This is a genomic window from Streptomyces sp. NPDC005820, assembly GCF_040630255.1.
GTDB lineage: Bacteria > Actinomycetota > Actinomycetes > Streptomycetales > Streptomycetaceae > Streptomyces.
Genome location: NZ_JBEXXE010000013.1, coordinates 115906 through 138682 on the forward strand (window position 1 = coordinate 115906; position 22777 = coordinate 138682).

Annotated in this window: 18 protein-coding genes and 1 riboswitch; of the genes, 10 read left to right on the forward strand and 8 right to left on the reverse strand. The window is 72.0% G+C overall.

Annotated elements, in window-relative coordinates; genetic code table 11:
* Positions 1-52: 52 nt before the first annotated feature.
* The gene (locus ABZ464_RS18005) at positions 53-1108 is read left to right on the forward strand and encodes an ABC transporter substrate-binding protein (protein ID WP_359277674.1); all 1056 of its coding nucleotides are present in this window, start codon (positions 53-55) and stop codon (positions 1106-1108) included.
* Positions 1109-1129: 21 nt separating this feature from the next.
* Here ABZ464_RS18005 and ABZ464_RS18010 read toward each other — a convergent pair whose 3' ends face one another.
* The 4 genes from ABZ464_RS18010 to ABZ464_RS18025 form a co-directional block, all read right to left on the reverse strand.
* Complete coding sequence (locus tag ABZ464_RS18010) at positions 1130-1810, reverse strand: response regulator (RefSeq protein WP_359277677.1); 681 nt, start codon at positions 1808-1810, stop codon at positions 1130-1132.
* A complete protein-coding gene (locus tag ABZ464_RS18015) occupies positions 1807-3477 on the reverse strand; it encodes a sensor histidine kinase (protein ID WP_359277679.1) in 1671 nt (556 codons plus the stop codon). The genes ABZ464_RS18010 and ABZ464_RS18015 overlap by 4 nt, the downstream gene beginning before the upstream one ends.
* A gap of 129 nt (positions 3478-3606) precedes the next feature.
* Positions 3607-4548: a sucrase ferredoxin gene (locus ABZ464_RS18020; protein ID WP_359277682.1), complete on the reverse strand. Its 942-nt coding sequence runs from the start codon at positions 4546-4548 to the stop codon at positions 3607-3609.
* A 201-nt stretch (positions 4549-4749) separates the two neighbouring features.
* The gene (locus tag ABZ464_RS18025) at positions 4750-6003 is read right to left on the reverse strand and encodes a citrate synthase (RefSeq protein WP_359277685.1); all 1254 of its coding nucleotides are present in this window, start codon (positions 6001-6003) and stop codon (positions 4750-4752) included.
* A 119-nt stretch (positions 6004-6122) separates the two neighbouring features.
* Between ABZ464_RS18025 and ABZ464_RS18030 the strand changes: the two genes are divergently transcribed.
* Positions 6123-7310, forward strand: coding sequence for a citrate synthase/methylcitrate synthase (locus tag ABZ464_RS18030; protein ID WP_359277688.1), 1188 nt, complete (start codon positions 6123-6125; stop codon positions 7308-7310).
* Positions 7311-7459: 149 nt separating this feature from the next.
* Here ABZ464_RS18030 and ABZ464_RS18035 read toward each other — a convergent pair whose 3' ends face one another.
* Together ABZ464_RS18035 and ABZ464_RS18040 are read right to left on the reverse strand one after the other, a co-directional pair.
* Positions 7460-7687 carry a hypothetical protein gene (locus ABZ464_RS18035; protein ID WP_359277973.1) on the reverse strand — a complete coding sequence of 76 codons (228 nt, stop codon included), beginning with the start codon at positions 7685-7687 and terminating at the stop codon, positions 7460-7462.
* 224 nt (positions 7688-7911) lie between these two features.
* Positions 7912-8469 (reverse strand): DUF6082 family protein, encoded by a 558-nt coding sequence (locus tag ABZ464_RS18040; RefSeq protein WP_359277690.1) that lies wholly within the window; start codon positions 8467-8469, stop codon positions 7912-7914.
* A gap of 323 nt (positions 8470-8792) precedes the next feature.
* On the opposite strand from ABZ464_RS18040, the gene ABZ464_RS18045 reads away from it, so the two are divergent.
* The gene (locus tag ABZ464_RS18045) at positions 8793-9860 is read left to right on the forward strand and encodes a GTP-binding protein (protein ID WP_359277693.1); all 1068 of its coding nucleotides are present in this window, start codon (positions 8793-8795) and stop codon (positions 9858-9860) included.
* Here ABZ464_RS18045 and ABZ464_RS18050 read toward each other — a convergent pair.
* A complete protein-coding gene (locus ABZ464_RS18050) occupies positions 9857-12313 on the reverse strand; it encodes a DNA topoisomerase IV subunit A (protein ID WP_359277696.1) in 2457 nt (818 codons plus the stop codon). The genes ABZ464_RS18045 and ABZ464_RS18050 overlap by 4 nt on opposite strands.
* A gap of 268 nt (positions 12314-12581) precedes the next feature.
* On the opposite strand from ABZ464_RS18050, the gene ABZ464_RS18055 reads away from it, so the two are divergent.
* The 4 genes from ABZ464_RS18055 (at position 12582) to ABZ464_RS18070 (ending at position 17369) form a co-directional block, all read left to right on the forward strand.
* On the forward strand, positions 12582-13931 hold the full coding sequence (locus tag ABZ464_RS18055; RefSeq protein ID WP_359277699.1) for a pitrilysin family protein: 1350 nt from the start codon (positions 12582-12584) through the stop codon (positions 13929-13931).
* Positions 13928-15316: a pitrilysin family protein gene (locus ABZ464_RS18060; protein WP_359277701.1), complete on the forward strand. Its 1389-nt coding sequence runs from the start codon at positions 13928-13930 to the stop codon at positions 15314-15316. Before ABZ464_RS18055 ends, ABZ464_RS18060 begins: the two co-directional genes overlap by 4 nt.
* 213 nt (positions 15317-15529) lie before the next feature.
* A riboswitch (cyclic di-AMP (ydaO/yuaA leader) is annotated at positions 15530-15692 on the forward strand.
* Between the two features lie 14 nt (positions 15693-15706).
* The gene (locus ABZ464_RS18065; RefSeq protein WP_359277704.1) at positions 15707-16450 is read left to right on the forward strand and encodes a M23 family metallopeptidase; all 744 of its coding nucleotides are present in this window, start codon (positions 15707-15709) and stop codon (positions 16448-16450) included.
* A 223-nt stretch (positions 16451-16673) separates the two neighbouring features.
* The gene (locus ABZ464_RS18070; protein ID WP_359277707.1) at positions 16674-17369 is read left to right on the forward strand and encodes a GntR family transcriptional regulator; all 696 of its coding nucleotides are present in this window, start codon (positions 16674-16676) and stop codon (positions 17367-17369) included.
* Between the two features lie 209 nt (positions 17370-17578).
* On the opposite strand, the gene ABZ464_RS18075 is transcribed toward ABZ464_RS18070, so the two are convergent.
* Positions 17579-17860, reverse strand: a complete 282-nt coding sequence (locus tag ABZ464_RS18075; protein WP_359277710.1) for an HPr family phosphocarrier protein — start codon at positions 17858-17860, stop codon at positions 17579-17581.
* Between the two features lie 194 nt (positions 17861-18054).
* Between ABZ464_RS18075 and ABZ464_RS18080 the strand changes: the two genes are divergently transcribed.
* From ABZ464_RS18080 to ABZ464_RS18090, 3 genes are all read left to right on the forward strand, one after another.
* Positions 18055-20877: a GNAT family N-acetyltransferase gene (locus ABZ464_RS18080; protein WP_359277713.1), complete on the forward strand. Its 2823-nt coding sequence runs from the start codon at positions 18055-18057 to the stop codon at positions 20875-20877.
* Positions 20878-20952: 75 nt separating this feature from the next.
* Positions 20953-21549, forward strand: coding sequence for a DUF5998 family protein (locus tag ABZ464_RS18085; RefSeq protein WP_079078802.1), 597 nt, complete (start codon positions 20953-20955; stop codon positions 21547-21549).
* The gene (locus ABZ464_RS18090) at positions 21549-22739 is read left to right on the forward strand and encodes a nucleotide pyrophosphatase/phosphodiesterase family protein (RefSeq protein ID WP_359277717.1); all 1191 of its coding nucleotides are present in this window, start codon (positions 21549-21551) and stop codon (positions 22737-22739) included. The genes ABZ464_RS18085 and ABZ464_RS18090 overlap by 1 nt, the downstream gene beginning before the upstream one ends.
* The last annotated feature ends 38 nt before the right edge of the window (positions 22740-22777 follow it).

The window sequence follows — 22777 nt, forward strand, 5'->3', positions numbered from 1 at the left end:
TTGAACGATCCCCTCCCCGCACCCGCATCTCTCACAAGGACGTGAACCCGTCATGCGCTTCTCCGCCAGACACGCCGCCCTGGCCGCCGCCGGCCTGCTCGCCCTCTCCTCCCTCACCGCCTGTGCCAACGACGCGGCGAGCACCGCCTCGACCGGTTCCGGCGGCGACGGCAAGGGGACGAAGGTCAAGATCATGGTCGGTGGCCTGGACAAGGTCATCTACCTGCCCGCGATGCTCACCCAGCGCCTCGGCTACTTCGACGCCGAGGGCCTCGACGTCGAGCTGCTGAGCGAGCCGGCCGGTGTGCAGGCCGAGACCGCGCTCGTCTCCGGCCAGGTCCAGGGCGCCGTCGGCTTCTACGACCACACGCTCGACCTCCAGGTGAAGGGCAAGGCCGTCGAGTCCGTCGTGCAGTTCTCGCACGCGCCCGGCGAGGTGGAGATCGTCTCCACCAAGGCGGAGGACAAGATCACCTCGCCCGAGGACTTCAAGGGCAAGAAGCTCGGCGTGACCGGCCTCGGCTCCTCGACCGACTTCCTCACCAAGTACCTCGCCGTCAAGAACGGCGTGAAGGTCAGCGATTTCACCCCGGTCGCGGTGGGCGCGGGTCCGACGTTCATCTCGGCGCTGGAGAAGGGCGCCATCGACGCGGGGATGACGACCGACCCGACCGTCGCGAACATCCTGGACAAGAAGGCCGGCAAGGTCCTCATCGACATGAGGACGCCGCAGGGCTCCATGGAGGCGCTGGGCGGGCCGTACCCGTCGTCAAGCCTGTACATGCAGACGGACTGGGTCAACAGTCACAAGGACACCGTCCAGAAGTTGGCCAATGCATTCGTCAAGACGCTTAAGTGGATGTCCACCCACAGCGCCAGCGAGATCGCCGACAAGATGCCGGCCGACTACTCGCAGGGCAACAAGACGCTGTACGCGGTGGCCATCAAGAGCACGCTGCCGATGTTCACCAAGGACGGCGTGATGCCCGAGGAGGGTCCCGAGACCGTGGAGAAGGTCCTCAAGGCGTTCAACCCCACCATCCAGAACGCCGACGTCGACCTGAGCAAGACCTACACCACGGAGTTCGTGGAGAAGGCGGCCGGCTGACGCCCCCGCCCCGCCGTGCCCTCAGGCGCGGGTCGCCCACACGTAACGGTGTTCCGGGCGGCCCGCGTCGCCGTACTTCAGGGTCAGCCGGGCCCGTCCCGTGCGTTCCAGGAGCTTCAGATAACGCTGGGCGGTCTGGCGGCTCACCCCGGTCCGGTCGGCGATCTCCTGGGCCGACAGCGGCCCCTCGGCGTTCATCAGGGACTGGCGGACCAGTTCGGCCGTGGTGGGGGAGTGCCCCTTGGGCAGCCCGGGCTCCGAGGACGCGGACAGCGCGCCGAAGATGCGGTCGACGTCGGCCTGTTCGGCCTCGCCGCCGCCGTCCAACGTGCGGCGCAGATCGGCGTACGCCTCCAGCTTGGCCCGCAGGCCCGCGAAGTTGAACGGCTTCACCAGGTACTGAAGGGCGCCCTGGCGCATCGCCGCCTGCACGGTCGAGACGTCCCGCGCCGCGGTCACCATGATCACGTCGGTCTGGTGGCCGCGCCGCCGCATCTCCTGGACGACCTCCAGGCCCGTCTCGTCGGGCAGGTAGTGGTCCAGCAGGACCAGGTCGAGGCGCGGATGCAGCTCCAGCTGGCGCAGCGCCTCGGCCGCGCTGTGGGCCTCGCCGGCGACCCGGAAGCCCGGCACCTTCTCGACATAGGCGGCGTTGACCTGGGCGACCCTGGTGTCGTCGTCCACGACCAGGACGTCGATCATCGCGACTCCTCCTCGACAGTGCTGTTCACCGATGCGGTCAGTACGGGTTCCAGGTCGGGCCCGGCCAGCGCCTCGGGCAGGACGACGGTGAACTCGGCGCCCCCGCCGGCCGCCTCGCCGACCGTGGCACTGCCTCCCTGCCGCTCCGCGAGCCTGCGGACCAGCGAGAGTCCGATGCCGCGCTTGCCGTGCGCGGGCGGCTTCTTCGTGGACCAGCCCTCGGTGAAGACCAGCTCGCGCTGCTCGGCCGGGATCCCGGGTCCGGTGTCCCGTATCCGCAGGACGGCGGTACGGCCCTCCGCGCGCAGTTCGACCTCCACGCGCGCGTGCGGGGTGCCGGCGACGGCGTCGAGCGCGTTGTCCACGAGGTTGCCGACGACCGTGACCAGCCCGCGCGGGTCGACGAGCCGGTCCGGCAGCCGGGTGCCGTCGGAGACCCACAGGGCGACCCCGCGCTCGGCCGCGACGGTCGCCTTGCCGACCAGCAGCGCGGCGAGCAGCGGGTCCTCGATCTTCTCGGTCACCTGCTCCGAGGTGACGCGGTGGTCACCGACCACCTCTCCGACGAAGTCCACGGCGTCGTCGTACATCTCCAGCTCGAGCAGACCGAGGAGGGTGTGCATACGGTTGGCGTGCTCGTGGTCCTGGGCGCGCAGCGCGTCGATCAGCCCGCGCGTGGAGTCGAGCTCGCGGCCGAGCTGCTCCAGTTCGGTGCGGTCGCGCAGGGTGGCCACGGCGCCGCCGTCGTCGGTGGGCATCCGGTTGACGACCAGCACGCGCTGTCCGCGTACGGCGATCAGGTCGGTGCCCGTCACCCGGCCGGCCAGTACGTCGGCCGTACGTCCTTCGCCGAGCGCCTCGTCGGGGGAGCGGCCCACCGCCTCGTCGCCGAGGCCCAGGAGCCGCTGCGCCTCGTCGTTGAGCAGCCGGACGCGGCCGCTCCGGTCCAGTGCGACGACGCCCTCGCGGATGCCGTGCAGCATCGCCTCGCGCTCCGCGAGCAGGGCGGAGATATCGGAGAAGGCCAGGTCACGGGTCTGCCGCTGGACCCGCCGGGAGATCAGCCAGGCAGCGAGCGCGCCCACGGCGAGCGCGCCGCCGGCGTAGGCGAACAGGCCCGGGATCGCATGGATCAGACGGGCGCGCACGCTGTCGTACTCGATGCCGACCGAGACCGCCCCGATGATGTCGCCGGCGCTGTCGCGCAGGGGCACCTTGCCGCGGGCCGAGCGGCCCAGGGTGCCGCTGTCGATCTCCATGACGTCCTGGCCGGCCAGGGCCTTGTCCGGGGACGTCGAGACATGGCCGCCGACCTCCTTGCGCTCCGGGTGCGACCAGCGGGTGCCGTGGAGGTCCATGACGACGACGTACTCCGCGCCGCTGGCCTTGCGGATCCGTTCCGCCTCGCGCTGCACGGGGCCGTCCACCGTGGGCGGTGTCCTCTGCAGGTCCTCGGCGATCTGGGGCACCGCCGCGGTGGTCTGGGCGATGGCGAGGGCGCGGCGCATCGCCTGGTCGTCGAGCTGGTTGCTGAGCGGGGCGAGGAACAGACCGGTCGCGAGCACCACGACTCCCGCGGCGATCGCCAGCTGCATCAGCAGCACCTGCGAGAACACGCGCCGGGGCATGCCGAGGCGCAGGCGACGGGCGGGGGGAGAGGGGCTCATACCCAAGACGGTACGTGGGCGGGCCGGTGCAGCCGTAGGGGTGTGTGGCGTGGATCTCTTGACCGGCTCAAGAGGAAACGGTTCGGACGGGCCCCGCGAGGCCCGGGATCCACTGTGGACGCGGCTGTGTCAGCCGACCGCCGCCACCGCCAGCTCGCGCACCGCCACCACGTCCATCCGCGCGGGTGAACCGAGGACCGACACCCCACAGCTCTCCGGACGGGGCGGCTGGGCAGCGCCCTGGGCGACCACGACCCGCCAGTGGCGCCCGTCGGTGTGCGCGACGGTCACCTCCCAGCGCGGCGCCTCGCCGGTGGTGAGGACGACGTCGAGCGCCTCGGCGCGGTCCTCGCCGGTCGCCCGGCGCACGGCCAGCTCCGCCGCCTGCCCGGGCCGCTCCCAGGCGGAACGCCCGCGGCACCCGTCCACGACGATCCGCCCCTCCTGGACGCCGTGCAGGACATCCTTGACGGTGTGGGCCTCGGCGCGGCCGTACACGTAGCCGTGCGGCAGGACGAGGACCGTCGGGGAGAAACGATGACCGCCCAGATGAGTGACCTCCCACACGCCCTGTACCCCCGAGGCGGCCAGCTCGGCCGCGAGCGGGCGGCCCAGAAGGGCGCAGCAACGGTCGCGCTTGCCGTTGGTGCAGACGAGGGCGAGCGGATCACCGGTGTGCGGGCCGCCGCGCAGCGCGGTGTCGAAGCCGTGATGGTCTCCCCGGCCGAGCGCGGCGAAGTCGACGTCGAGCAGCCGCGCGGGATCGGTGGTCGTGGCGGAGCGCAGCCAGACGTTCCCCGGCGCGGTGTGGGCCGCGTACACCTGCCGTACGGGCGGCGGCATGCCGGGGTCGGCGTGCCGGCCCGGGCGGCGGATGAGCGCGATCCGCACGCCTGTGTCCTTCGCGGCCGCTTCCAGGGCTCGGCCCAGTACGGGGTCCAGGTGGCTCGAGGTGAGTGCCTTGGCACCCCACGGACCGGCCTGCTCCAGCAGGAGCCAGGTCGAGGCGGTGGCCGCGGTTCCGGGCATGGGCTCGCCGAGGTTCCGCGAGTCGGTCGCGCACGTACTCACAGAGGTGAGCCTAACCTGACTTGACGCGCCGCACCTCCCGCGGTGGCTGTGGATCGCTGTGGAGTCCTCGGGGAGGGGCTGTGCGGGCGGTCTTCGCCCAGGTCGGGAGCGGGATCGTGTGATCGTGTGTGTTCCGTCGCGTCCGGACGGCCGTCCTGGTCGTCCCGGTCGTCCCGGTCATCCTGGTTGTCTTGGTTGTCCTCAGGGGAGGTGCTGGGGCGGCTTCGGTCCCACGTAGTGCCCGCTGGGACGCATCCGCAGGGGCCGTTCGCCGTACTCCTCCAGGGCGTGGGCGATCCAGCCCGCCGTGCGGGCCACCGCGAAGATCGTCTCGCCCGCCGCGGGCTCCATGCCGAAGGAGGCGGTTAGGACGCCCAGGGCCAGGTCGACGTTGGCGTGCAACGGGGTGTGGCGGGCGGTCGTGGTCACGATGTCGCGTGCCGCGGCGAGGGCGGGCTCGGCTTCGGGGATCTCCTCCAGGAGGGCGAACAGGGCACGTGCGCGTGGGTCCTCGCCGGGGTAGAGCCGGTGGCCGAGGCCGGGGATGCGACGGCCGGCCCGCAGCTCCTGGGCGATCACCGGTCCCGCGTCGCCCAGGTCGAGCACCTCCTCCAGCAGTCGGTGCGCGAGCCCGCTCGCGGCGCCGTGCAGAGGCCCTTCGATGACACCGAGCCCGGCCGAGACGGCCGCGTAGGGGTGCGCCCGGGCGGAGGCGGCGACGCGCACGGCGAGCGTCGAGGCGGCCAGGTCGTGGTCGACGAGCAGACCGAGCGCCGTGTCCAGGGCCCGCAGCTTCGCCTCGTCCGCGGCGCGCCCGGTCAGCCGCGCCCACAGGCGCCGGGCGAGGGAGCCCTCGTCGCGGTGGGTGGGCCGCGCGGGCGGGAGGGCGGCGACGAGGGTGGGGATCAGGATGCGCGCGGTGCCGAGCACGGCCTCCTCGGAGAGGTCGAACCGCAGCGGGTCGGCGACGGCAGCGGCGACGGCGGCCACCCGCAACCGGTCGGTGGGGCCGCTGTGTTCGGGCAGCGCGTCGACCGCGCGGCGGGCGGCCCCCACGGAGGCGACGGGTGCGGTGAAGACGGCGCCGGCGGGCAGGCGGCCGGTCCACAGCCACTCGGCGACCTCTTCGTACGGGTGCCGGGCGGCCAGTTCGGTCGCGTCGACGCCGCGGTAGTAGTACCGGTCCTTGTCGATGAACGTGAGCCGGGTCCGCACGGAGAGCTCTCCGCTCGTGCCCGGACTCCCGCCGTTCTCCCGCCTGTTGCGCCGCGCGAGCGCCTCGACCTCCTTGGCGTCGAAGGTGCTGCCCCGGCCGCCGGGCGTGCGCCTGCTGCTCAGCTGACCGCGGCTCACGTACGCGTACACGGTCTCGGGCTTCACGCCGAGCAGTTCGGCGGCCTCCTTGGTGCTCAGCCGTCGGTCCAGGTGGCCGGGGGCGGGTTCGTGATCGCGCATGGGGATCACCGTATCCGCAGAGGACATGCATTGACTGGATCAATATTGACAGAGATTTCGTCAATCATAGACAGTTGAATCAAGTTGAATGACATCGAATCAATGAAAAGGAGGAAGTCATGACCGTCACCCCGTCCGCGGCCCGGCCCGTCAACCCGTCCACGCCCGCACTCCTCGACGCACCGCGCGGTCTCGCCGGTGTCGTCGTCGCCGACACGGAGGTCGGCGACGTCCGGGGGCGCGAGGGCTTCTACCACTACCGCCAGTACTCGGCCGTCGACCTGGCGCACGCCCGCCCCTTCGAGGACGTGTGGCACCTCCTGATCCACGGCGGGCTGCCGGACGCGGGGCGCGGTGCCGCCTTCGCCGCCGAGACCGCCGCCCTGCGACGGCTTCCCGGGGCGGTGACGGCGGCCCTGCCCGCCATCGCGGCGGCCGGCGGGACGAATCCCCTCGCCGGGATGCGGACGGCCCTGTCGCTGCTGGGCGCGGAGAGCGGCTTCCGGCCCGTGTACGACATCGACGCGGACCGGCGCCGCGCGGACACCGTCGTGGCGGCCGCGGCCGTGCCGACCCTGCTCACCGCCCTGTACCGGCTGGGGAAGGGACTCGACCCCGTCGAGCCGCGCGAGGACTTGTCGTACGCGGCGAACTACCTCTACATGCTGACCGGGACGGAGCCCGATGCGGAGCGGGTCCGGGCGATCGAGCAGTACCTGATCTCAACCATTGATCATGGCTTCAATGCATCAACGTTCACGGCCAGGGTGATCGCCTCGACCGGGGCCGATGTGGCCGCGTGTCTGGTGGGGGCGGTGGGTGCGCTGTCGGGGCCGCTGCACGGAGGTGCGCCCAGCCGGGCGCTGGACACCCTGGACGCGATCGGCACTCCCGACCGCATCGACCCCTGGATCCGGGAGCGGGTCCTCGCCGGTGAGCGCATCATGGGCTTCGGCCACGCCGTGTACCGCACGGAGGACCCGCGCTCGCGCATGCTCAGGGAGACGGCGCTGCGGTTCGGAGGGGCGCGGGTCGAGTTCGCCGTGGAGGTGGAACGGCGCGTGGAGGCGATCCTCGCCGAACTGAAGCCCGGCCGTGAGCTGCACACCAACGTGGAGTTCTACGCCGGCGTGGTCATGGAGCTGTGCGGGCTGCCCCGCGAGATGTTCACCCCCACGTTCGCGGCGGCTCGGGTGGTGGGCTGGAGCGCCAACATCCTGGAGCAGGCCGAGGATTCGAAGATCATCCGTCCCGTGGCGCGGTATGTGGGACCGGGGGCGCCGGTGGCGGTGCCGGAGGCGGCCTGAAGGACTGCGCCTGTACGGCTGCACCGGACAGAGGTCGCGCCGGAGGGGGCGCGCAGGGCGCACGGCGGGCGCACGCGCCGTGGGCCCGGTGGCGCGAGTGACGCACCGGGCCCTGTGCGGGGGAGTTCGACGGCTCTCCCCGAGCCGGGTCAAGCGTCCGGGATATCGGCCTTCGCGCGGATGAGGGTCTCCCGGCTGACGACGACGATGCGTTCGTAGTCGGCGCGGGACGCGTCGGACGGAAGGTCGGGGTCCAGTGAATCCGTGGCGTCCGTGCCGATCACGGCGAAGTTCCCGTCGGCCAACTCGAAGATGTCAGGGCAATTGCCCCCTCCCGTGCTCCCCCGCTCGGCTGGGGGCACACCGATCCGACGGATGATCTGACTCACTGTTGCTTCCCTTGGTCCATTGGCTTGCGCACGACGACTGCTCGGTGCAAGGCGGGCCCTGTGGGGTGCGCTCGTCATCCGGCGGCGTAGGCGACGACGGTGTGGGGTCCTCTACGCGATCAAGCGCGAGTCAACTCCCTGGCGTCCCACTCAACTCCGGACTTGACCTGTTCGTTATGGGCCGTCGGCGTGAACCTCCGGGTGCGCGCCCTCTACTCGGCCGGTGGCTCGCCCACCACCCACCACTCGTCCACATCGGCCTCCTCGAGCTGACGCAGGAGTTCGTCGACCATGCGCCCCAGGTCGGCCTCGATCGACTCGGAGGGGAGGGTCGCCCGTTGGCCCTGTGTCGCGTACCAGTACTCCCGGACGACGGGATTCTGCAGCAGACCTCGCATACGGCCGTGGAACTCCTCGCGGGTGAGATTGCCGATGCGGTAGTAGAAGAGCAGGTTCGTGTACAGGGCGTTGGCGAAGAGGTACTGCCGTCGCTTCTGGGGTGATGCCGGCACCTCGAAGATGTCCAGCACTTCGGCCAGCTCAGGGCTGTCGATCGCCTTGCTCAGCAGTTCCCAGTGCAGCCGCTGCTGATGGGCCAGGTTCGTGTGGGGTGGCGTCGCGAGCGCCTGCTCCACGTGCTCGAGCCGCGTGCGCAGTGCGTTGAGGGTGCTCCGCTGGACGGTCAGCGCTGCGAGGGCCCCGGCCGCCATGCCGAGGCCCGCCGCAGCGACGGGAGCCAGTCCCCGCAGCCGAGACTTCCGTGTGGCCATGTCAATTACCCCCGATCGGGCAGCCGTGCGCCGGTCGTCGGGGTGCGGGTGGAGTGACGGGGACCGGCGAGCGGTGGGCGGCGCTTGCCGTCTCCCAGAGTGCCGAGCGGCTCTGATCGGCGGGGGAGGCGGAGGGGAGGCGCACGGAGGGAAGCGAGGGTCGCACGCCAGGGCGCCTTGCCAGACGTCTGCCCCGCGAGCGCCGCCGACAATCGCTCACCGCGCGGGGATTCCGCCGACTCGTATCCTGGGGCGCGTCCATCCCCCGTACGCGCTCCGCAGCCGTGAGCCGGAGTACGCGCAGGTGTCAGAGAGGTCGCACGGTGACGCAGAGCCGCAGTCCGCAGCAGATCCCGGTCGTCGTACTCGCCGGATTCCTCGGCTCCGGCAAGACGACCCTGCTGAACCACATCCTGCACCGCAGCGGGGGCAGCCGGATCGGGGCGATCGTCAACGACTTCGGGGCGATCGAGATCGACGCCATGGCCGTGGCCGGCGCGCTCGGCGACTCCACCGTCTCCCTCGGCAACGGCTGCCTGTGCTGTGCCGTCGACGTGAGCGAGCTCGACGTCTATCTGGAGCGGCTCGCCCACCCCGACACCGGTATCGACGTCATCGTCATCGAGGCCAGCGGTCTCGCCGAACCCGAGGAACTGGTGCGGATGGTGCTCGCCAGCGAGCACCCGGGGATCGTGTACGGAGGCCTCGTCGAGGTCGTCGACGCCGCCGAGTTCGACGACACCCGCAGCAAGCACCCCGGCATCGACCGGCACCTCGCCCTCGCCGACCTGGTCGTCGTCAACAAGATCGACCGGGCATCCGACTCCGGGCGCGTCCTGGACCTCGTCCGCTCGCTCACCGACCGCGCGGCCGTCGTCCCGGCGTCGTACGGCCGGGTCGACCCGGAGTTCCTCTTCGACTGCCGGCCCGGCGAGGAACGCATCGGGCAGCTGTCCTTCGACGACCTGCACGACCGCGACGGCGAGGACGACCGGCACCACGGGCATCTGCACGCCGACTACGACACCGCCTCCTTCGTCTCCGAAGTCCCCCTCGACCCCCGCCGGTTGATGGCCTTCCTCGACAGCAGGCCCGAGGGGCTCTACCGGATCAAGGGGTACGTCGACTTCGGCGCCCACGACCCCGGGAACCGGTACGCCGTGCACGCCGTCGGCCGCTTCCTGCGCTTCTACCCGGAACCCTGGGGCGCCGCCGAGGAGCGTCTCACCCAGCTCGTCCTCATCGGCTCCGGCATCGACGCCGGCGCGCTCGGCAAGGAACTGGAGGCGTGCAAGAGCGACGCCCCACACGCCGACGAGCACGGCATGTGGGGCGTCCTGCGCTACGTACAGGATCCGGACGAGGCCCTGGACCCCGGGGAACCGGTTTAGACCGGGCCCGCCACCACGCCCACCGTCTTCGGCAGGGAGACGCCCGAGCCGTCGCGGCGCGGGTCCATCTCGGGCAGTTCGGCCGGCATGCCGTTCTTCTGGGCGGCCTTCGCCGGTACCGGGCCCGCCCAGGCGAAGGACAGGCAGTCCTCGCCCTTCAGGAACCGCTGGCAGCGCACACCGCCGGTGGCGCGGCCCTTGCGCGGGTACTGGTCGAACGGGGTCAGCTTGGCCGTCGTCTGGACGGAGTCGTCCAGCGTGCCGCGCGAGCCCGCGACCGTGAAGACCACCGCCTCCACCGACGGGTCCACCGCCGTGAACGAGATCACCTTCACGCCCTCGGCGAGCTTGATGCCCGCCATGCCGCCCGCCGGACGGCCCTGCGGACGCACCTGCGCGGCCTGGTAGCGCAGCAGCTGGGCGTCGTCGGTGATGAAGACCAGGTCCTCCTCACCGGTGCGCAGCTCGATCGCGCCGACGATCCGGTCGCCCTCCTTGAGGGTGATGACCTCCAGCTCCTCCTTGTTGGACGGATAGTCGGGCACCACCCGCTTGACCACGCCCTGTTCCGTGCCGAGCGCCAGACCCGGGGAGGACTCGTCGAGCGTGATGAGGCAGACCAGCGTCTCGTCGCCCTCCAGGGAGACGAACTCCGTCAGCGGGGCACCTCCCGCGAGGTTCGGCGCCGACGCCGTGTCCGGCAGCTGCGGCAGGTCGACGACGTTGATCCGCAGCAGCCGGCCCGCCGAGGTGACCGCGCCGATCTCCCCGCGCGCGGTGGCCGGCACCGCCGAGACGATCACGTCGTGCTTCGCGCGCTTGCCGTCGTCCTCACCGGTGAAGGGCTCGCCGCTCGCCGTGCGGGCCAGCAGACCCGTGGACGACAGCAGGACCCGGCACGGGTCGTCCGCGACCTGGAGCGGCACGGCGGAGGCCGGGGCACCGGACGACTCCAGCAGGACCGTACGCCGCTCGGTGCCGAACTTCTTCGCCACCGCGGCCAGTTCGGCCGAGACCAGCTTGCGCAGCTCCGCGTCCGACTCCAGGATCCGGGTCAGCTCCGCGATCTCCGCGTTCAGCCGCTCCTTCTCCGCCTCCAGCTCGATGCGGTCGAACTTGGTGAGGCGGCGCAGCGGCGTGTCGAGGATGTACTGGGTCTGGACATCCGACAGCGAGAAGCGCTCCATCAGGCGCTCCTTGGCCTGTGCGCTGTTCTCGCTGGAGCGGATCAGCCGGATGACCTCGTCGATGTCGACGAGCGCCGTCAGCAGGCCCTCCACCAGGTGCAGCCGGTCGCGGCGCTTGCTGCGGCGGTACTCGCTGCGCCGGCGGACCACGTCGAAGCGGTGGTCGAGATAGACCTCCAGCAGCTCCTTGAGGCCCAGCGTCAGCGGCTGGCCGTCCACCAGCGCCACGTTGTTGATGCCGAAGGACTCCTCCATCGGCGTCAGCTTGTAGAGCTGCTCCAGGACGGCCTCCGGCACGAAGCCGTTCTTGATCTCGATGACCAGGCGCAGGCCGTGCGCGCGGTCGGTGAGGTCCTTGACGTCGGCGATGCCCTGGATCTTCTTCGAACCGACCAGGTCCTTGATCTTGGCGATGACCTTCTCGGGACCGACCGTGAACGGCAGCTCCGTGACGACCAGGCCCTTGCGGCGGGCCGTCACCGTCTCCACCGCGACCGTGGCACGGATCTTGAAGGTGCCGCGGCCCGTCTCGTAGGCGTCGCGGACCCCGGAGAGACCGACGATCCGGCCGCCGGTGGGCAGATCCGGGCCCGGGACGAACCTCATCAGGGCGTCCAGATCCGCGTTGGGGTAGCGGATCAGATGCCGGGCGGCCGCGACGACCTCGCCCAGGTTGTGCGGCGGCATGTTCGTGGCCATGCCGACCGCGATCCCGGACGCGCCGTTGACCAGCAGGTTCGGGAAGGCGGCGGGCAGCGCCACCGGCTCCTGCTCCTGGCCGTCGTAGTTCGGCGCGAAGTCGACCGTGTCCTCGTCGATCGACTCCGTCATCAGGCTCGTCGCTTCGGCCTGACGGCACTCGGTGTACCGCATGGCGGCCGGCGGGTCGTCGTTGCCCAGGGAGCCGAAGTTGCCGTGGCCGTCGACCAGCGGCACGCGCATGGAGAACGGCTGCGCCATGCGCACCAGGGCGTCGTAGATCGACGAGTCGCCGTGCGGGTGCAGCTTGCCCATGACCTCGCCGACGACGCGCGCGCACTTCACATAGCCGCGGTCGGGGCGCAGGCCCATCTCGTTCATCTGGTAGACGATGCGACGGTGGACCGGCTTGAGTCCGTCGCGGGCGTCGGGCAGGGCGCGGGAGTAGATGACCGAGTACGCGTACTCGAGGAAGGAGCCCTGCATCTCGTCGACGACGTCGATGTCGAGGATCCGCTCCTCGTACGAGTCGTCGGGCGGCGGGGTCTTCGTGCTGCGGCGGGCCATCGCTGCCGGCTCCTTGCTGAGGCGTATGACGGATTCTGACGCGGTCCATTGTGGACCGTGGCACTGACAAGACGGGCCCAGGACCCCGGCCCTCTCATGATTGCCCGCAGGGTACGTCATGTCCGTTCCGGCTCGGCGTCCCGGATTCTCGCTCTCGGCGTACCGCCCCCGGGAACTTCGCCGACCCACGGCGCGCTTGCATACAGTGACAGGACCGGCAGGAAACGCGCGGTTTCCACGACCGCGTCCGCGATCGGAAGGGACGTACATGCCCATGGGTCACACGGCCACAGACCAGGCAGGCACCGGGGGCCTGACAGCGACCGAGCACCGCCTGGCCAACGGCCTTCGCGTGGTGCTCTCCGAGGACCACCTGACCCCCGTCGCGGCGGTGTGCCTCTGGTACGACGTCGGCTCCCGCCACGAAGTCAAGGGCCGCACCGGTCTGGCTCACCTTTTCGAGCACCTCATGTTCCAGGGCTCCGCCCAGGTCAAGGGCAACGGCCACTTCGAACTGGTCCAGGGCGCCGGCGGCTCGCTCAACGGCACCACCAGCTTCGAGCGCACCAACTACTTCGAGACCATGCCCACCCACCAGCTGGAGCTCGCCCTCTGGCTGGAGGCCGACCGCATGGGCTCCCTGCTCGCCGCCCTGGACGACGAGTCCATGGAGAACCAGCGCGACGTCGTGAAGAACGAACGCCGCCAGCGCTACGACAACGTGCCGTACGGCACCGCCTTCGAGAAGCTGACCGCCCTCGCCTACCCGGAGGGCCACCCCTACCACCACACGCCGATCGGCTCGATGGCCGACCTGGACGCGGCGACCCTGGAGGACGCGCGCGCGTTCTTCCGCACGTACTACGCCCCCAACAACGCCGTCCTGTCCGTCGTCGGCGACATCGACCCCGAGCAGACGCTCGCCTGGATCGAGAAGTACTTCGGCTCCATCGCCTCGCACGACGGCAAGCCCGAGCCGCGCGACGGCACCCTGCCCGACGTCATCGGCGAGCAGCTGCGCGAGGTCGTCGAGGAGGAGGTCCCGGCCCGTGCCCTGATGGCCGCCTACCGTCTGCCGCAGGACGGCACGCGCGCGTGCGACGCCGTCGACCTGGCGCTCACCGTCCTGGGCGGCGGCGAGTCCTCCCGCCTGTACAACCGGCTGGTGCGCCGCGACCGTACGGCCGTCGCGGCCGGCTTCGGGCTGTTGCGGCTCGCCGGGGCGCCCTCCCTGGGCTGGCTGGACGTGAAGACGTCCGGGGACGTCGAGGTGCCCGTCATCGAGACCGCCATCGACGAGGAGCTCGCCCGGTTCGCCGAGGACGGCCCGACGGCCGAGGAGATGGAGCGCGCCCAGGCGCAGTTGGAGCGCGAGTGGCTCGACCGGCTCGGCACCGTCGCCGGCCGCGCGGACGAACTGTGCCGGTTCGCCGTCCTGTTCGGCGACCCGCAGCTCGCGCTCACCGCCGTCCAGCGCGTCCTGGACATCACGCCCGAGGAGGTGCGGGAGGTCGCCCAGGCCCGCCTGCGCCCCGACAACCGCGCGGTCCTCGTCTACGAGCCGACCGCCCCCGAAGCCCCCGCCGACCAGGACGAGAACGAGGAGGCGGCCCAGTGACGGAGCTCGCCACGATGGACTTCCACCCCCAGCCCCGGGCGGGCGAGGCCAGGCCGTGGGCGTTCCCGGCGCCCGAACGCGGCACGCTGGACAACGGCCTGACCGTCCTGCACTGCCACCGTCCCGGCCAGCAGGTCGTCGCCGTCGAGGTCCTCCTCGACGCGCCCCTGGACGCCGAGCCGTCCGGCCTGGACGGCGTCGCCACGATCATGGCGCGCGCGTTCACCGAGGGCACCGACAAGCACTCCGCCGAGGAGTTCGCCGCCGAGCTGGAGCGCTGCGGCGCCACCCTCGACGCGCACGCCGACCACCCCGGCGTCCGGATCAGCCTGGAGGTGCCCGCCTCCCGGCTGCCCAAGGCGCTCGGTCTGCTCGCCGACGCCCTGCGCGCGCCCGCCTTCGCCGACAGCGAGGTCGAGCGCCTCGTCCACAACCGACTGGACGAGATCCCGCACGAGCTGGCCAACCCTTCCCGCCGCGCCGCCAAGGAGCTCTCCAAGGAGCTGTTCCCGGCCACCGTGCGCATGTCGCGGCCCCGCCAGGGCACCGCGGAGACCGTCGAGAAGATCGACTCCGCCGCCGTACGGGCCTTCTACGACCGGCACGTCCGGCCGGCCACGTCCACCGCGGTCGTCGTCGGCGATCTCACCGGCGTCGACCTGGCCGCCCTCCTGGGCGAGACCCTGGGCGCCTGGACGGGTTCCCCGGCCCAGCAGCGGCCCGTGCCGCCGGTGACCGCCGACGACACCGGCCGCGTCGTCATCGTGGACCGCCCCGGCGCCGTGCAGACGCAGCTGCTCATCGGCCGGATCGGCGCCGACCGGCACGCGCGCGTGTGGGCCGCCCAGGTCCTCGGCACGTACTGCCTCGGCGGCACCCTCACCTCCCGTCTGGACCGCGTCCTGCGCGAGGAGAAGGGCTACACGTACGGAGTGCGCGCCTTCGGGCAGGTCCTGCGCTCCGCCCCGGACGGCTCGGGCGCGGCGATGCTCGCCATCAGCGGCTCCGTCGACACGCCGAACACCGGTCCCGCCCTGGACGACCTGTGGAAGGTGCTGCGGACCCTCGCCGCCGAGGGCCTGACGGACGCCGAGCGCGATGTCGCCGTGCAGAACCTGGTGGGCGTGGCGCCGCTGAAGTACGAGACCGCGGCGGCCGTCGCGGGCACGCTGGCCGACCAGGTCGAGCAGTTCCTGCCCGACGACTACCAGGCCACGCTGTACCAGCAGCTCGCCGCGACCGGCACGGTCGAGGCCACCGCGGCGGCCGTGAGCGCCTTCCCGGTGGACCGTCTGGTGACCGTCCTCGTCGGTGACGCCGCGCAGATCAAGGAGCCCGTCGAGGCGCTCGGGATCGGCGAAGTGACCGTCGTGGCCGCGGAGTAGCCGCGGGGGGACACGGACTCGCGGCCCCGGGATGACGCAAGTGCCCTTCAGGGGTGTCCTCCCGGGGCCGCGAGATGTCCGAATTGATGCGGAGGTTGCGTGTCTGCGCTGTGGCGTACGCTACAAAAACCGTGATCCGTTTGAGGATTGATAACGGTCCCGCATACCGTCAGCCCGGCTGTTCGTCAGGCACCGCGCCGCATCCGCGGCACCGGACAGTCATCGCCGAGTCCCCGTACGGCGCGAGCCAGGGGAGCCGGGGACCCATGAAGTCCCTGGGGTGAATCGGGCGCCCGCGTGTGAGCGAGGGGGTCCGTAGGAGACCTTCCTGCTCCGAACCCGTCAGCTAACCCGGTAGGCGAGAGGGAAGGAAAGGACCGCTCGCCCTTCATGGCGTACACCTGCACCACCGGCAAGCATCGCCGGCCCAGCCGGATGCAGCGCACCACCGCCCGCGCGGCGGGTTTCGCGGCGCTGACCACCACCGGTGTCATGGCCACCGTCGCCTCCAGCCCGGCGTTCGCCGCGGAGCCGACCCCCGAGCAGACCGGGCTGATCCCGGTCGTCACCGCCGGCGAGGCCGTCGCCGAACAGGTCGACGACCAGGTCGCCGTGCAGAAGAAGGCCGCCTTCGAGGAGGCCGCGCGCGAGGCCGCCGCCAAGAAGGCCGTCGAGGAGCGCGAGGCACGCGTGCGTGCCGCCCGTGAGGCCGAGCGCAAGCGTCTGAACGCCTTCGTGCTGCCGATCACCGGCTCCTACGTCTCCACCGGCTACCACGCGAGCAGCTCGCTGTGGTCCTCCGGCAGCCACACCGGCATCGACTTCCACGCCGCCAGCGGCACGCTCGTGCACGCGGTCGGCCTCGGCACCGTCGTCGAGGCGGGCTGGGGAGGGTCGTACGGCAACAATGTCGTCATCAGGATGAACGACGGGACGTACACCCAGTACGGTCACCTGTCCTCCATCGGTGTCTCGGTGGGCCAGCAGGTCACCCCGGGGCAGCAGATCGGCCTGTCCGGCGCGACCGGCAACGTCACCGGTCCGCATCTGCACTTCGAGGCCCGTACGACGGCGGAGTACGGCTCCGACATCGACCCGGTCGCCTACCTCCGCCAGCACGGCGTCGACGTCTGACGGCACCCGGCGACGGTTCGCCCCGAAGACCCGGCGACGGTTCGTCCTGAGCCCCGGCCCCCACGGCCGGGGCTTTTGCCGTTTTCGGCACTCCGCTGTCCAAAAAATATCCCTGGATTCCGGCCCCCCGTCGGAAATTCCGGCTCATTGCAATAGAGTCACGGAACACACGTCAATCGGCGGAGCTCGGCGACGTTTCACGGGGATTAAGGCGGAGGCCCTCATGCATATTCCGGCGCACTCGGTGTGCACGGCCATCCGGGACGACATCGTCGCGGGTGTCTACGAGCGCGGCAGCCGCCTCACCGAGGAACTCCTCGCCCGCCGCTACGGCGTCTCCCGCGTCCCCGTCCGGGAGGCGCTGCGCACCCTGGAGGCCGAGGGCTTCGTCGTCACCCGGCGGCACGCGGGCGCGTGCGTCGCGGAGCCGACCGAGCAGGAGGCGGCCGACCTGCTGGAGATGCGCATGCTCCTGGAGCCGCTGGGCGCCGCCCGGGCCGCCCAACGGCGCACCGAGGCCCATCTGAAGGTGCTGCGCGGCCTCGTCCGGCTGGGCCAGGAGCGGGCCCGCAGGGGCAACAGCGAGGATCTGCGCTCCCTGGGCGGCTGGTTCCACGAGACGCTCGCCCAGGCCTCCGGGAGCCACGCCCTGACGTCGATGCTCACCCAGCTCCGCCACAAGATCGCCTGGATGTACGCCGTGGAGGCGCCCGCCGACCCCGTGGCGTCCTGGGCGGAGCACGGCGCGATCGTGGACGCGGTGGCGCGCGGCGACCAGGAGCGCGCGCGGACGGTCACGGCGCTGCACACCGAGCGCGCGACGGTCGCCCACCGGCTGCGTTTCACCGGCGGCGCGGGGCGCGCCGACCGTGTGAGGACTTCGCAACCTCCCGTAAACATGACGGGTCTGCGGCATTAACAAGGGAGCCGTATACAAAGAAGGGATATTCAGCGGAGTGGTATTTCCGCTGCCCTTTTCCGTGTGCGCCCGGAATTCTCGACGGTGCGCTTTCGGTGTGCCCCGAGACGATTTTTCTGTCCCGCCCGCGCAATGCGGGGCGACCGCCGCGGAAAACGGCGGGGCCGCGCCACCCGGAACGGAAAGGTGACGCGGCCCGCGTGCGTGACTCAGACGGTCTCGGGGAGCTCCTCGAGCCCCTCGGCGACCAGCTTGGCCAGCCGGTCCAGGGCGACCTCCGCGCCCTCGGCGTCGGAGGCGAGGACGATCTCCTCGCCCCCCTTCGCGCCGAGGCCGAGGACGGCCAGCATGGAGGCCGCGTTGACGGGGGTGCCGTCGGCCTTGGCGATCGTCACCGGGACGCCTGCGGCCGTGGCGGCTCGGACGAAGATGGAAGCGGGGCGGGCGTGGAGGCCCTCGGCCCAGCCGACGTTGACGCGGCGCTCAGCCATGTGTTGCTGCCCTTCGGTTCTCAGGTTGTCTAGACCGGTGTTGTCTAGACCAGTGTTCCACACGTGAAGCCGGTGAGGAACGGGTCGTACGTCCCGTTCCCCGCGCGGTCGCCGGATCGCGGCCTCGATCCGGCTGTTCGTCCTCCACAGACTGCCTCGCGCCGTTGTCGTACGCGAGCCGTACTCTGGGCCCCATGCAGAGCGCCTCGGACCGGCACGAGTACCCCGCCCACTGGGAGGCCGACGTGGTGCTGCGCGACGGCGGCACCGCGCGCATCCGCCCCATCACCGTCGATGACGCCGAGCGCCTGGTCAGCTTCTACGAGCAGGTCTCGGACGAGTCGAAGTACTACCGCTTCTTCGCGCCCTACCCGCGACTGTCCGCCAAGGACGTCCACCGCTTCACGCACCACGACTTTGTGGACAGGGTGGGACTCGCGGCCACGGTCGGCGGCGAGTTCATCGCAACCGTACGCTATGACCGCATTGGTGCCGACGGCATGGCCGCCTCCGCGCCCGCCGACGAGGCCGAGGTCGCCTTCCTCGTCCAGGACGCCCACCAGGGGCGCGGCGTCGCCTCCGCCCTCCTCGAACACATCGCGGCCGTCGCGCGCGAGCGGGACATCCGCCGCTTCGCCGCCGAGGTGCTGCCCGCCAACACCAAGATGATCAAGGTGTTCACGGACGCCGGCTACACCCAGCAGCGCAGCTTCGAGGACGGCGTCGTCCGCCTGGAGTTCGACCTCGAACCCACCGAACGCTCCCTGGCCGTGCAGCGCGCGCGGGAACAGCGCGCCGAGTCCCACTCCGTACGACGGCTGCTGGCCCCCGGCTCGGTCGCCGTCGTCGGCACCGGCCGCGCCCCCGGCGGCGTCGGCCGCAGCGTCCTCGGCAACCTCCGCGAGGCCGGCTTCACCGGCGCCCTGTACGCCGTGAACCGCGCGTTCCCCGAGGACCTCAAGGACGTCGACGGCATCCCAGCCCTCCGCTCCGTGCGCGACATCGCCGGCCCCGTCGACCTCGCGGTCGTCGCCGTCCCCGCCGAGCACGTGCCCGAGGTCGTCACCGAGTGCGGGGAACACGGCGTCCAGGGCCTCGTCGTCCTCTCCGCCGGATACGCCGAGAGCGGCCCCGACGGCCGCGAACGCCAGCGCGCCCTCGTCCGGCACGCACGCGCGTACGGCATGCGGATCATCGGCCCCAACGCCTTCGGCGTCATCAACACCTCCCCGCAGGTGCGGCTCAACGCCTCGCTCGCCCCCGAGATGCCGCGCCCCGGCCGCATCGGACTGTTCGCCCAGTCCGGCGCCATCGGCATCGCCCTGCTGTCCCGGCTGCACCGGCGCGGCGGCGGCGTCACCGGCACCACCGGGGTGTCCACCTTCGTCTCCTCCGGCAACCGCGCGGACGTCTCCGGCAACGACGTCCTGCAGTACTGGTACGACGACCCGGACACCGACGTCGCCCTCATGTACCTGGAATCCATCGGCAACCCACGCAAGTTCACCCGCCTCGCGCGGCGCACCGCGGCGGCCAAGCCCCTGGTGGTCGTCCAGGGCTCCGGCTCCGCCCCGCAGGGCCACGCCGTGCGCGCGACCCGGCTCCCGCACGCCACCGTGTCGGCGCTGCTGCGCCAGGCCGGCGTGATCCGCGTCGACACCATCACCGAGCTGGTCGACGCCGGCCTGCTGCTCGCCCGCCAGCCCCTGCCGACCGGCCCCCGGGTGGCCATCCTCGGCAACTCCGAGTCGCTCGGCCTGCTGACCTACGACGCCTGCCTCTCCGAGGGACTGCGCCCGCTGCCCCCGCTGGACCTGACGACGGAGGCCTCGGCGGAGGACTTCCACGCGGCGCTCGCCCGGGCACTGGCCGACGAGACCTGCGACGCCGTCGTGGTGACGGCGATCCCGGCGATCGGCGAGACCTCGCCCAGCGACGCGGCCCTCGCGGAGGCGCTGCGCTCGGCGGCCGCCGCGGCCCCCGCCAAACCGGTCCTCGTCGTCCACGTGGAACTCGGCGGCCTCGCGGCCGCCCTGTCCGCCGCGACCAGCACCGCACCGCGCGCCGGAGCGGGCGCACGCACGCGTGGCGCGACCCCGTCCCAGCCCGGCGCGGCCCCCGAGGGCGCCGCCGCGAGGGAGGCCCCCGAGGGCGCCCACCTCATCCCCGCCTACCCCGCCGCCGAGCGTGCCGTACGCGCCCTGGCCGAAGCGGTGAAGTACGGGCAGTGGCGGCGCGAGGCCGCCGACCCCGGCAAGGTGCCCGAGTACGAGGACATCGACGAGAAGGGCGCCGCCCGGCTGATCGACGGGCTCCTCTCCCGCGGACAGGGCCTCACCCTCGGCACCGAGGAGACCTGCGAGCTGCTCGGCCATTACGGCGTGCACCCCCGCCGGGCCACCCCCGCGCCCACCCCCGACGACGCGGCCCGCGCGGCCGGCGCCCTCGGCTACCCCGTCGCCCTCAAGGCCACCGCCCCCCACCTGCGCCACCGCGCCGACCTCGGCGGCGTCCGCCTCGACCTCGCCGACGAGGAGCAACTGCGTCGGGCGTACACCGAGTTGACCCAGCTGTTCGGAAAGCCGGAGGAGATCCGTCCGGTCGTCCAGGCGATGGCCCCGCGCGGGGTCGACACCGTCGTCCGCGCGGTCATCGACCCGGCGGCCGGGGCCGTGCTCTCCTTCGGGCTCGCCGGGGCGGCCTCCCAACTGCTCGGCGACATGGCCCACCGCCTGGTGCCGGTGACCGACCGCGACGCGACCTCCCTGATCCGCTCGATCCGCACGGCCCCCCTGCTCTTCGGCTGGCGCGGCGCCGCCCCCGTCGACACCCCCGCCCTGGAGGAGCTGCTGCTGCGCGTCTCGCGTCTCGTCGACGACCACCCGGAGGTGGTCGCGGTCACCCTGGAACCGGTCGTCGTCGCCCGGCACGGCGTGAGCGTCCTGGGCGCCTCGGTCCGCCTCGCCCCGCCCCCGGCCCGCGACGATCTCGGCCCGCGGACCCTGCCGGTGGTCTGACGGACCCGGGGTCCCCTCGCGCGCCCGGACCGGGCCCCCACGAGCGGTGCCTCGCAGTCAGTGGGTCCCCGTAGGATGGACGGCATGGCCAAGACCAGTACGACGACCCAGGGGCTGCGCGCGGCGATCGAGCGCAGCGGCTACTACCCGGCCCTCGTGGCCGAGGCGGTGGAGGCCGCCGTGGGCGGCGAGCCGATCCGGTCGTACCTGGTCCACCAGGAGACCACGTTCGACCAGAACGAGGTGCGCCGGCATGTGACCGTGCTGGTCCTCACCGGTAACCGCTTCATCGTCAGCCACACCGACGAGCAGGCCGCCGACACCACCTCCCCGACGCCGTACGCCACGACGTCCACGGAGTCGGTGAAGCTCGGCCGGATCTCGTCGGTCGTCCTCAGCCGCGTGGTCGCGAACCCGGAGTCGTACACCCCCGGCACCCTGCCCCGAGAGGTCGTGCTGACCATCGGCTGGGGCGCCGTCTCCCGCATCGACCTGGAACCGGCGGCCTGCGGCGACCCCAACTGCGACGCCGACCACGGCTACACGGGCAACTCCACGGCGGACGACCTCAGCCTGCGCGTCAGCGAGGCGGGCGACGGCCCGGAGACGGTGCGCCAGACGCTCGTCTTCGCCCAGGCGCTCTCCGAGGCCACCGCGGACACCTCCCGCTGATGGCCGCCCCCGCCTCCTGGGACCACCCCGAACCCCTCGCCGTCTCCTCCGCCCCCGTCCCCGAGTACGGCACCGGCTCCCTCGCCGACCTGCTGCCCACGCTGGCCGCGGGCATGGGCGTACCCGGCACGACCGCGGCGATCGAGGAGCTCACCCCGGCCGACCGCAACTGCGTCTTCCTGATCGACGGCCTCGGCTGGGAGCAGATCGAGGCCCACCCGGACGAGGCGCCGTATCTGCACAGCCTCCTCGGCGGCTCGCGCGGCGGCACCGGACGTCCGCTCACCGCCGGCTACCCGGCGACCACCGCGACCTCCCTCGCCTCCGTCGGCACCGGCCTCCCGCCGGGCGCCCACGGCCTGCCCGGCTACACCGTGCGCGATCCCGCCACCGGCGAGCTGATGAACCAGCTCCGCTGGCACCCCTGGACCGCGCCGCACACCTGGCAGCCGTACCCCACCGTCTTCCAGCTCGCCGACCGGGCGGGCGTGCACGCCGCGCAGGTCTCCTCGCCCGCCTTCCAGAACACCCCGCTGACCAAGGTCGCGCTCAGCGGCGGCACCTTCCACGGGCGGCTCACCGGCGAGGAGCGCATGGACCTCGCCGCCGAACAGCTCGCCGCCGGCGACCGCTCCCTCGTCTACACGTACTACGCCGAACTCGACGGCGCGGGCCACCGCTACGGCGTCGCCTCCGACACCTGGCGCGGCCAGCTCATGTACGTCGACCGGCTGGTCCAGCGCCTCGCCGAGCAACTGCCCCCGCGCAGCGCGCTCTACGTCACCGCCGACCACGGCATGGTCGACATCCCCTTCGACGAGCAGCACCGCATCGACTTCGACGAGGACTGGGAACTGCGCGCCGGAGTCGCCCTCCTCGGCGGCGAGGGCCGCGCCCGCCATGTCTACGCTGTCCCCGGCGCCGCGGACGACGTGCTGACCTGCTGGCGCGAGGTGCTCGGCGAGCAGTTCTGGGTGGCCTCGCGGGACGAGGCGATCGCCGCCGGCTGGTTCGGACCGCACATCGACGAACGCGTGTACGAGCGTCTCGGCGATGTGATCGCGGCCGCCCGGGACGACGTCCTGATCATCGCCTCCGAGCGGGAGCCCAAGGAGTCGGCCATGGTCGGCAACCACGGCTCGATGACCCCCGCGGAGCAGCTCGTCCCCCTGCTCGAAGTACGCTCCTGACGCCCGTCCACCCCCCTTCGCCGCAGTTACCGCCGCAG

What these genes read in the sequence shown, in the direction of transcription:
- ABZ464_RS18055 (WP_359277699.1), top strand. Translation starts at nt 12,582, where the DNA reads ATGCCCATGGGTCACACGGCCACAGACCAGGCAGGCACCGGGGGCCTG.
- ABZ464_RS18050 (WP_359277696.1), bottom strand. Translation starts at nt 12,313, where the DNA reads ATGGCCCGCCGCAGCACGAAGACCCCGCCGCCCGACGACTCGTACGAG.
- ABZ464_RS18075 (WP_359277710.1), bottom strand. Translation starts at nt 17,860, where the DNA reads ATGGCTGAGCGCCGCGTCAACGTCGGCTGGGCCGAGGGCCTCCACGCC.
- ABZ464_RS18065 (WP_359277704.1), top strand. Translation starts at nt 15,707, where the DNA reads ATGGCGTACACCTGCACCACCGGCAAGCATCGCCGGCCCAGCCGGATG.
- ABZ464_RS18080 (WP_359277713.1), top strand. Translation starts at nt 18,055, where the DNA reads ATGCAGAGCGCCTCGGACCGGCACGAGTACCCCGCCCACTGGGAGGCC.
- ABZ464_RS18085 (WP_079078802.1), top strand. Translation starts at nt 20,953, where the DNA reads ATGGACGGCATGGCCAAGACCAGTACGACGACCCAGGGGCTGCGCGCG.
- ABZ464_RS18015 (WP_359277679.1), bottom strand. Translation starts at nt 3,477, where the DNA reads ATGAGCCCCTCTCCCCCCGCCCGTCGCCTGCGCCTCGGCATGCCCCGG.
- ABZ464_RS18005 (WP_359277674.1), top strand. Translation starts at nt 53, where the DNA reads ATGCGCTTCTCCGCCAGACACGCCGCCCTGGCCGCCGCCGGCCTGCTC.
- ABZ464_RS18090 (WP_359277717.1), top strand. Translation starts at nt 21,549, where the DNA reads ATGGCCGCCCCCGCCTCCTGGGACCACCCCGAACCCCTCGCCGTCTCC.
- ABZ464_RS18040 (WP_359277690.1), bottom strand. Translation starts at nt 8,469, where the DNA reads ATGGCCACACGGAAGTCTCGGCTGCGGGGACTGGCTCCCGTCGCTGCG.
- ABZ464_RS18030 (WP_359277688.1), top strand. Translation starts at nt 6,123, where the DNA reads ATGACCGTCACCCCGTCCGCGGCCCGGCCCGTCAACCCGTCCACGCCC.
- ABZ464_RS18070 (WP_359277707.1), top strand. Translation starts at nt 16,674, where the DNA reads ATGCATATTCCGGCGCACTCGGTGTGCACGGCCATCCGGGACGACATC.
- ABZ464_RS18010 (WP_359277677.1), bottom strand. Translation starts at nt 1,810, where the DNA reads ATGATCGACGTCCTGGTCGTGGACGACGACACCAGGGTCGCCCAGGTC.
- ABZ464_RS18025 (WP_359277685.1), bottom strand. Translation starts at nt 6,003, where the DNA reads ATGCGCGATCACGAACCCGCCCCCGGCCACCTGGACCGACGGCTGAGC.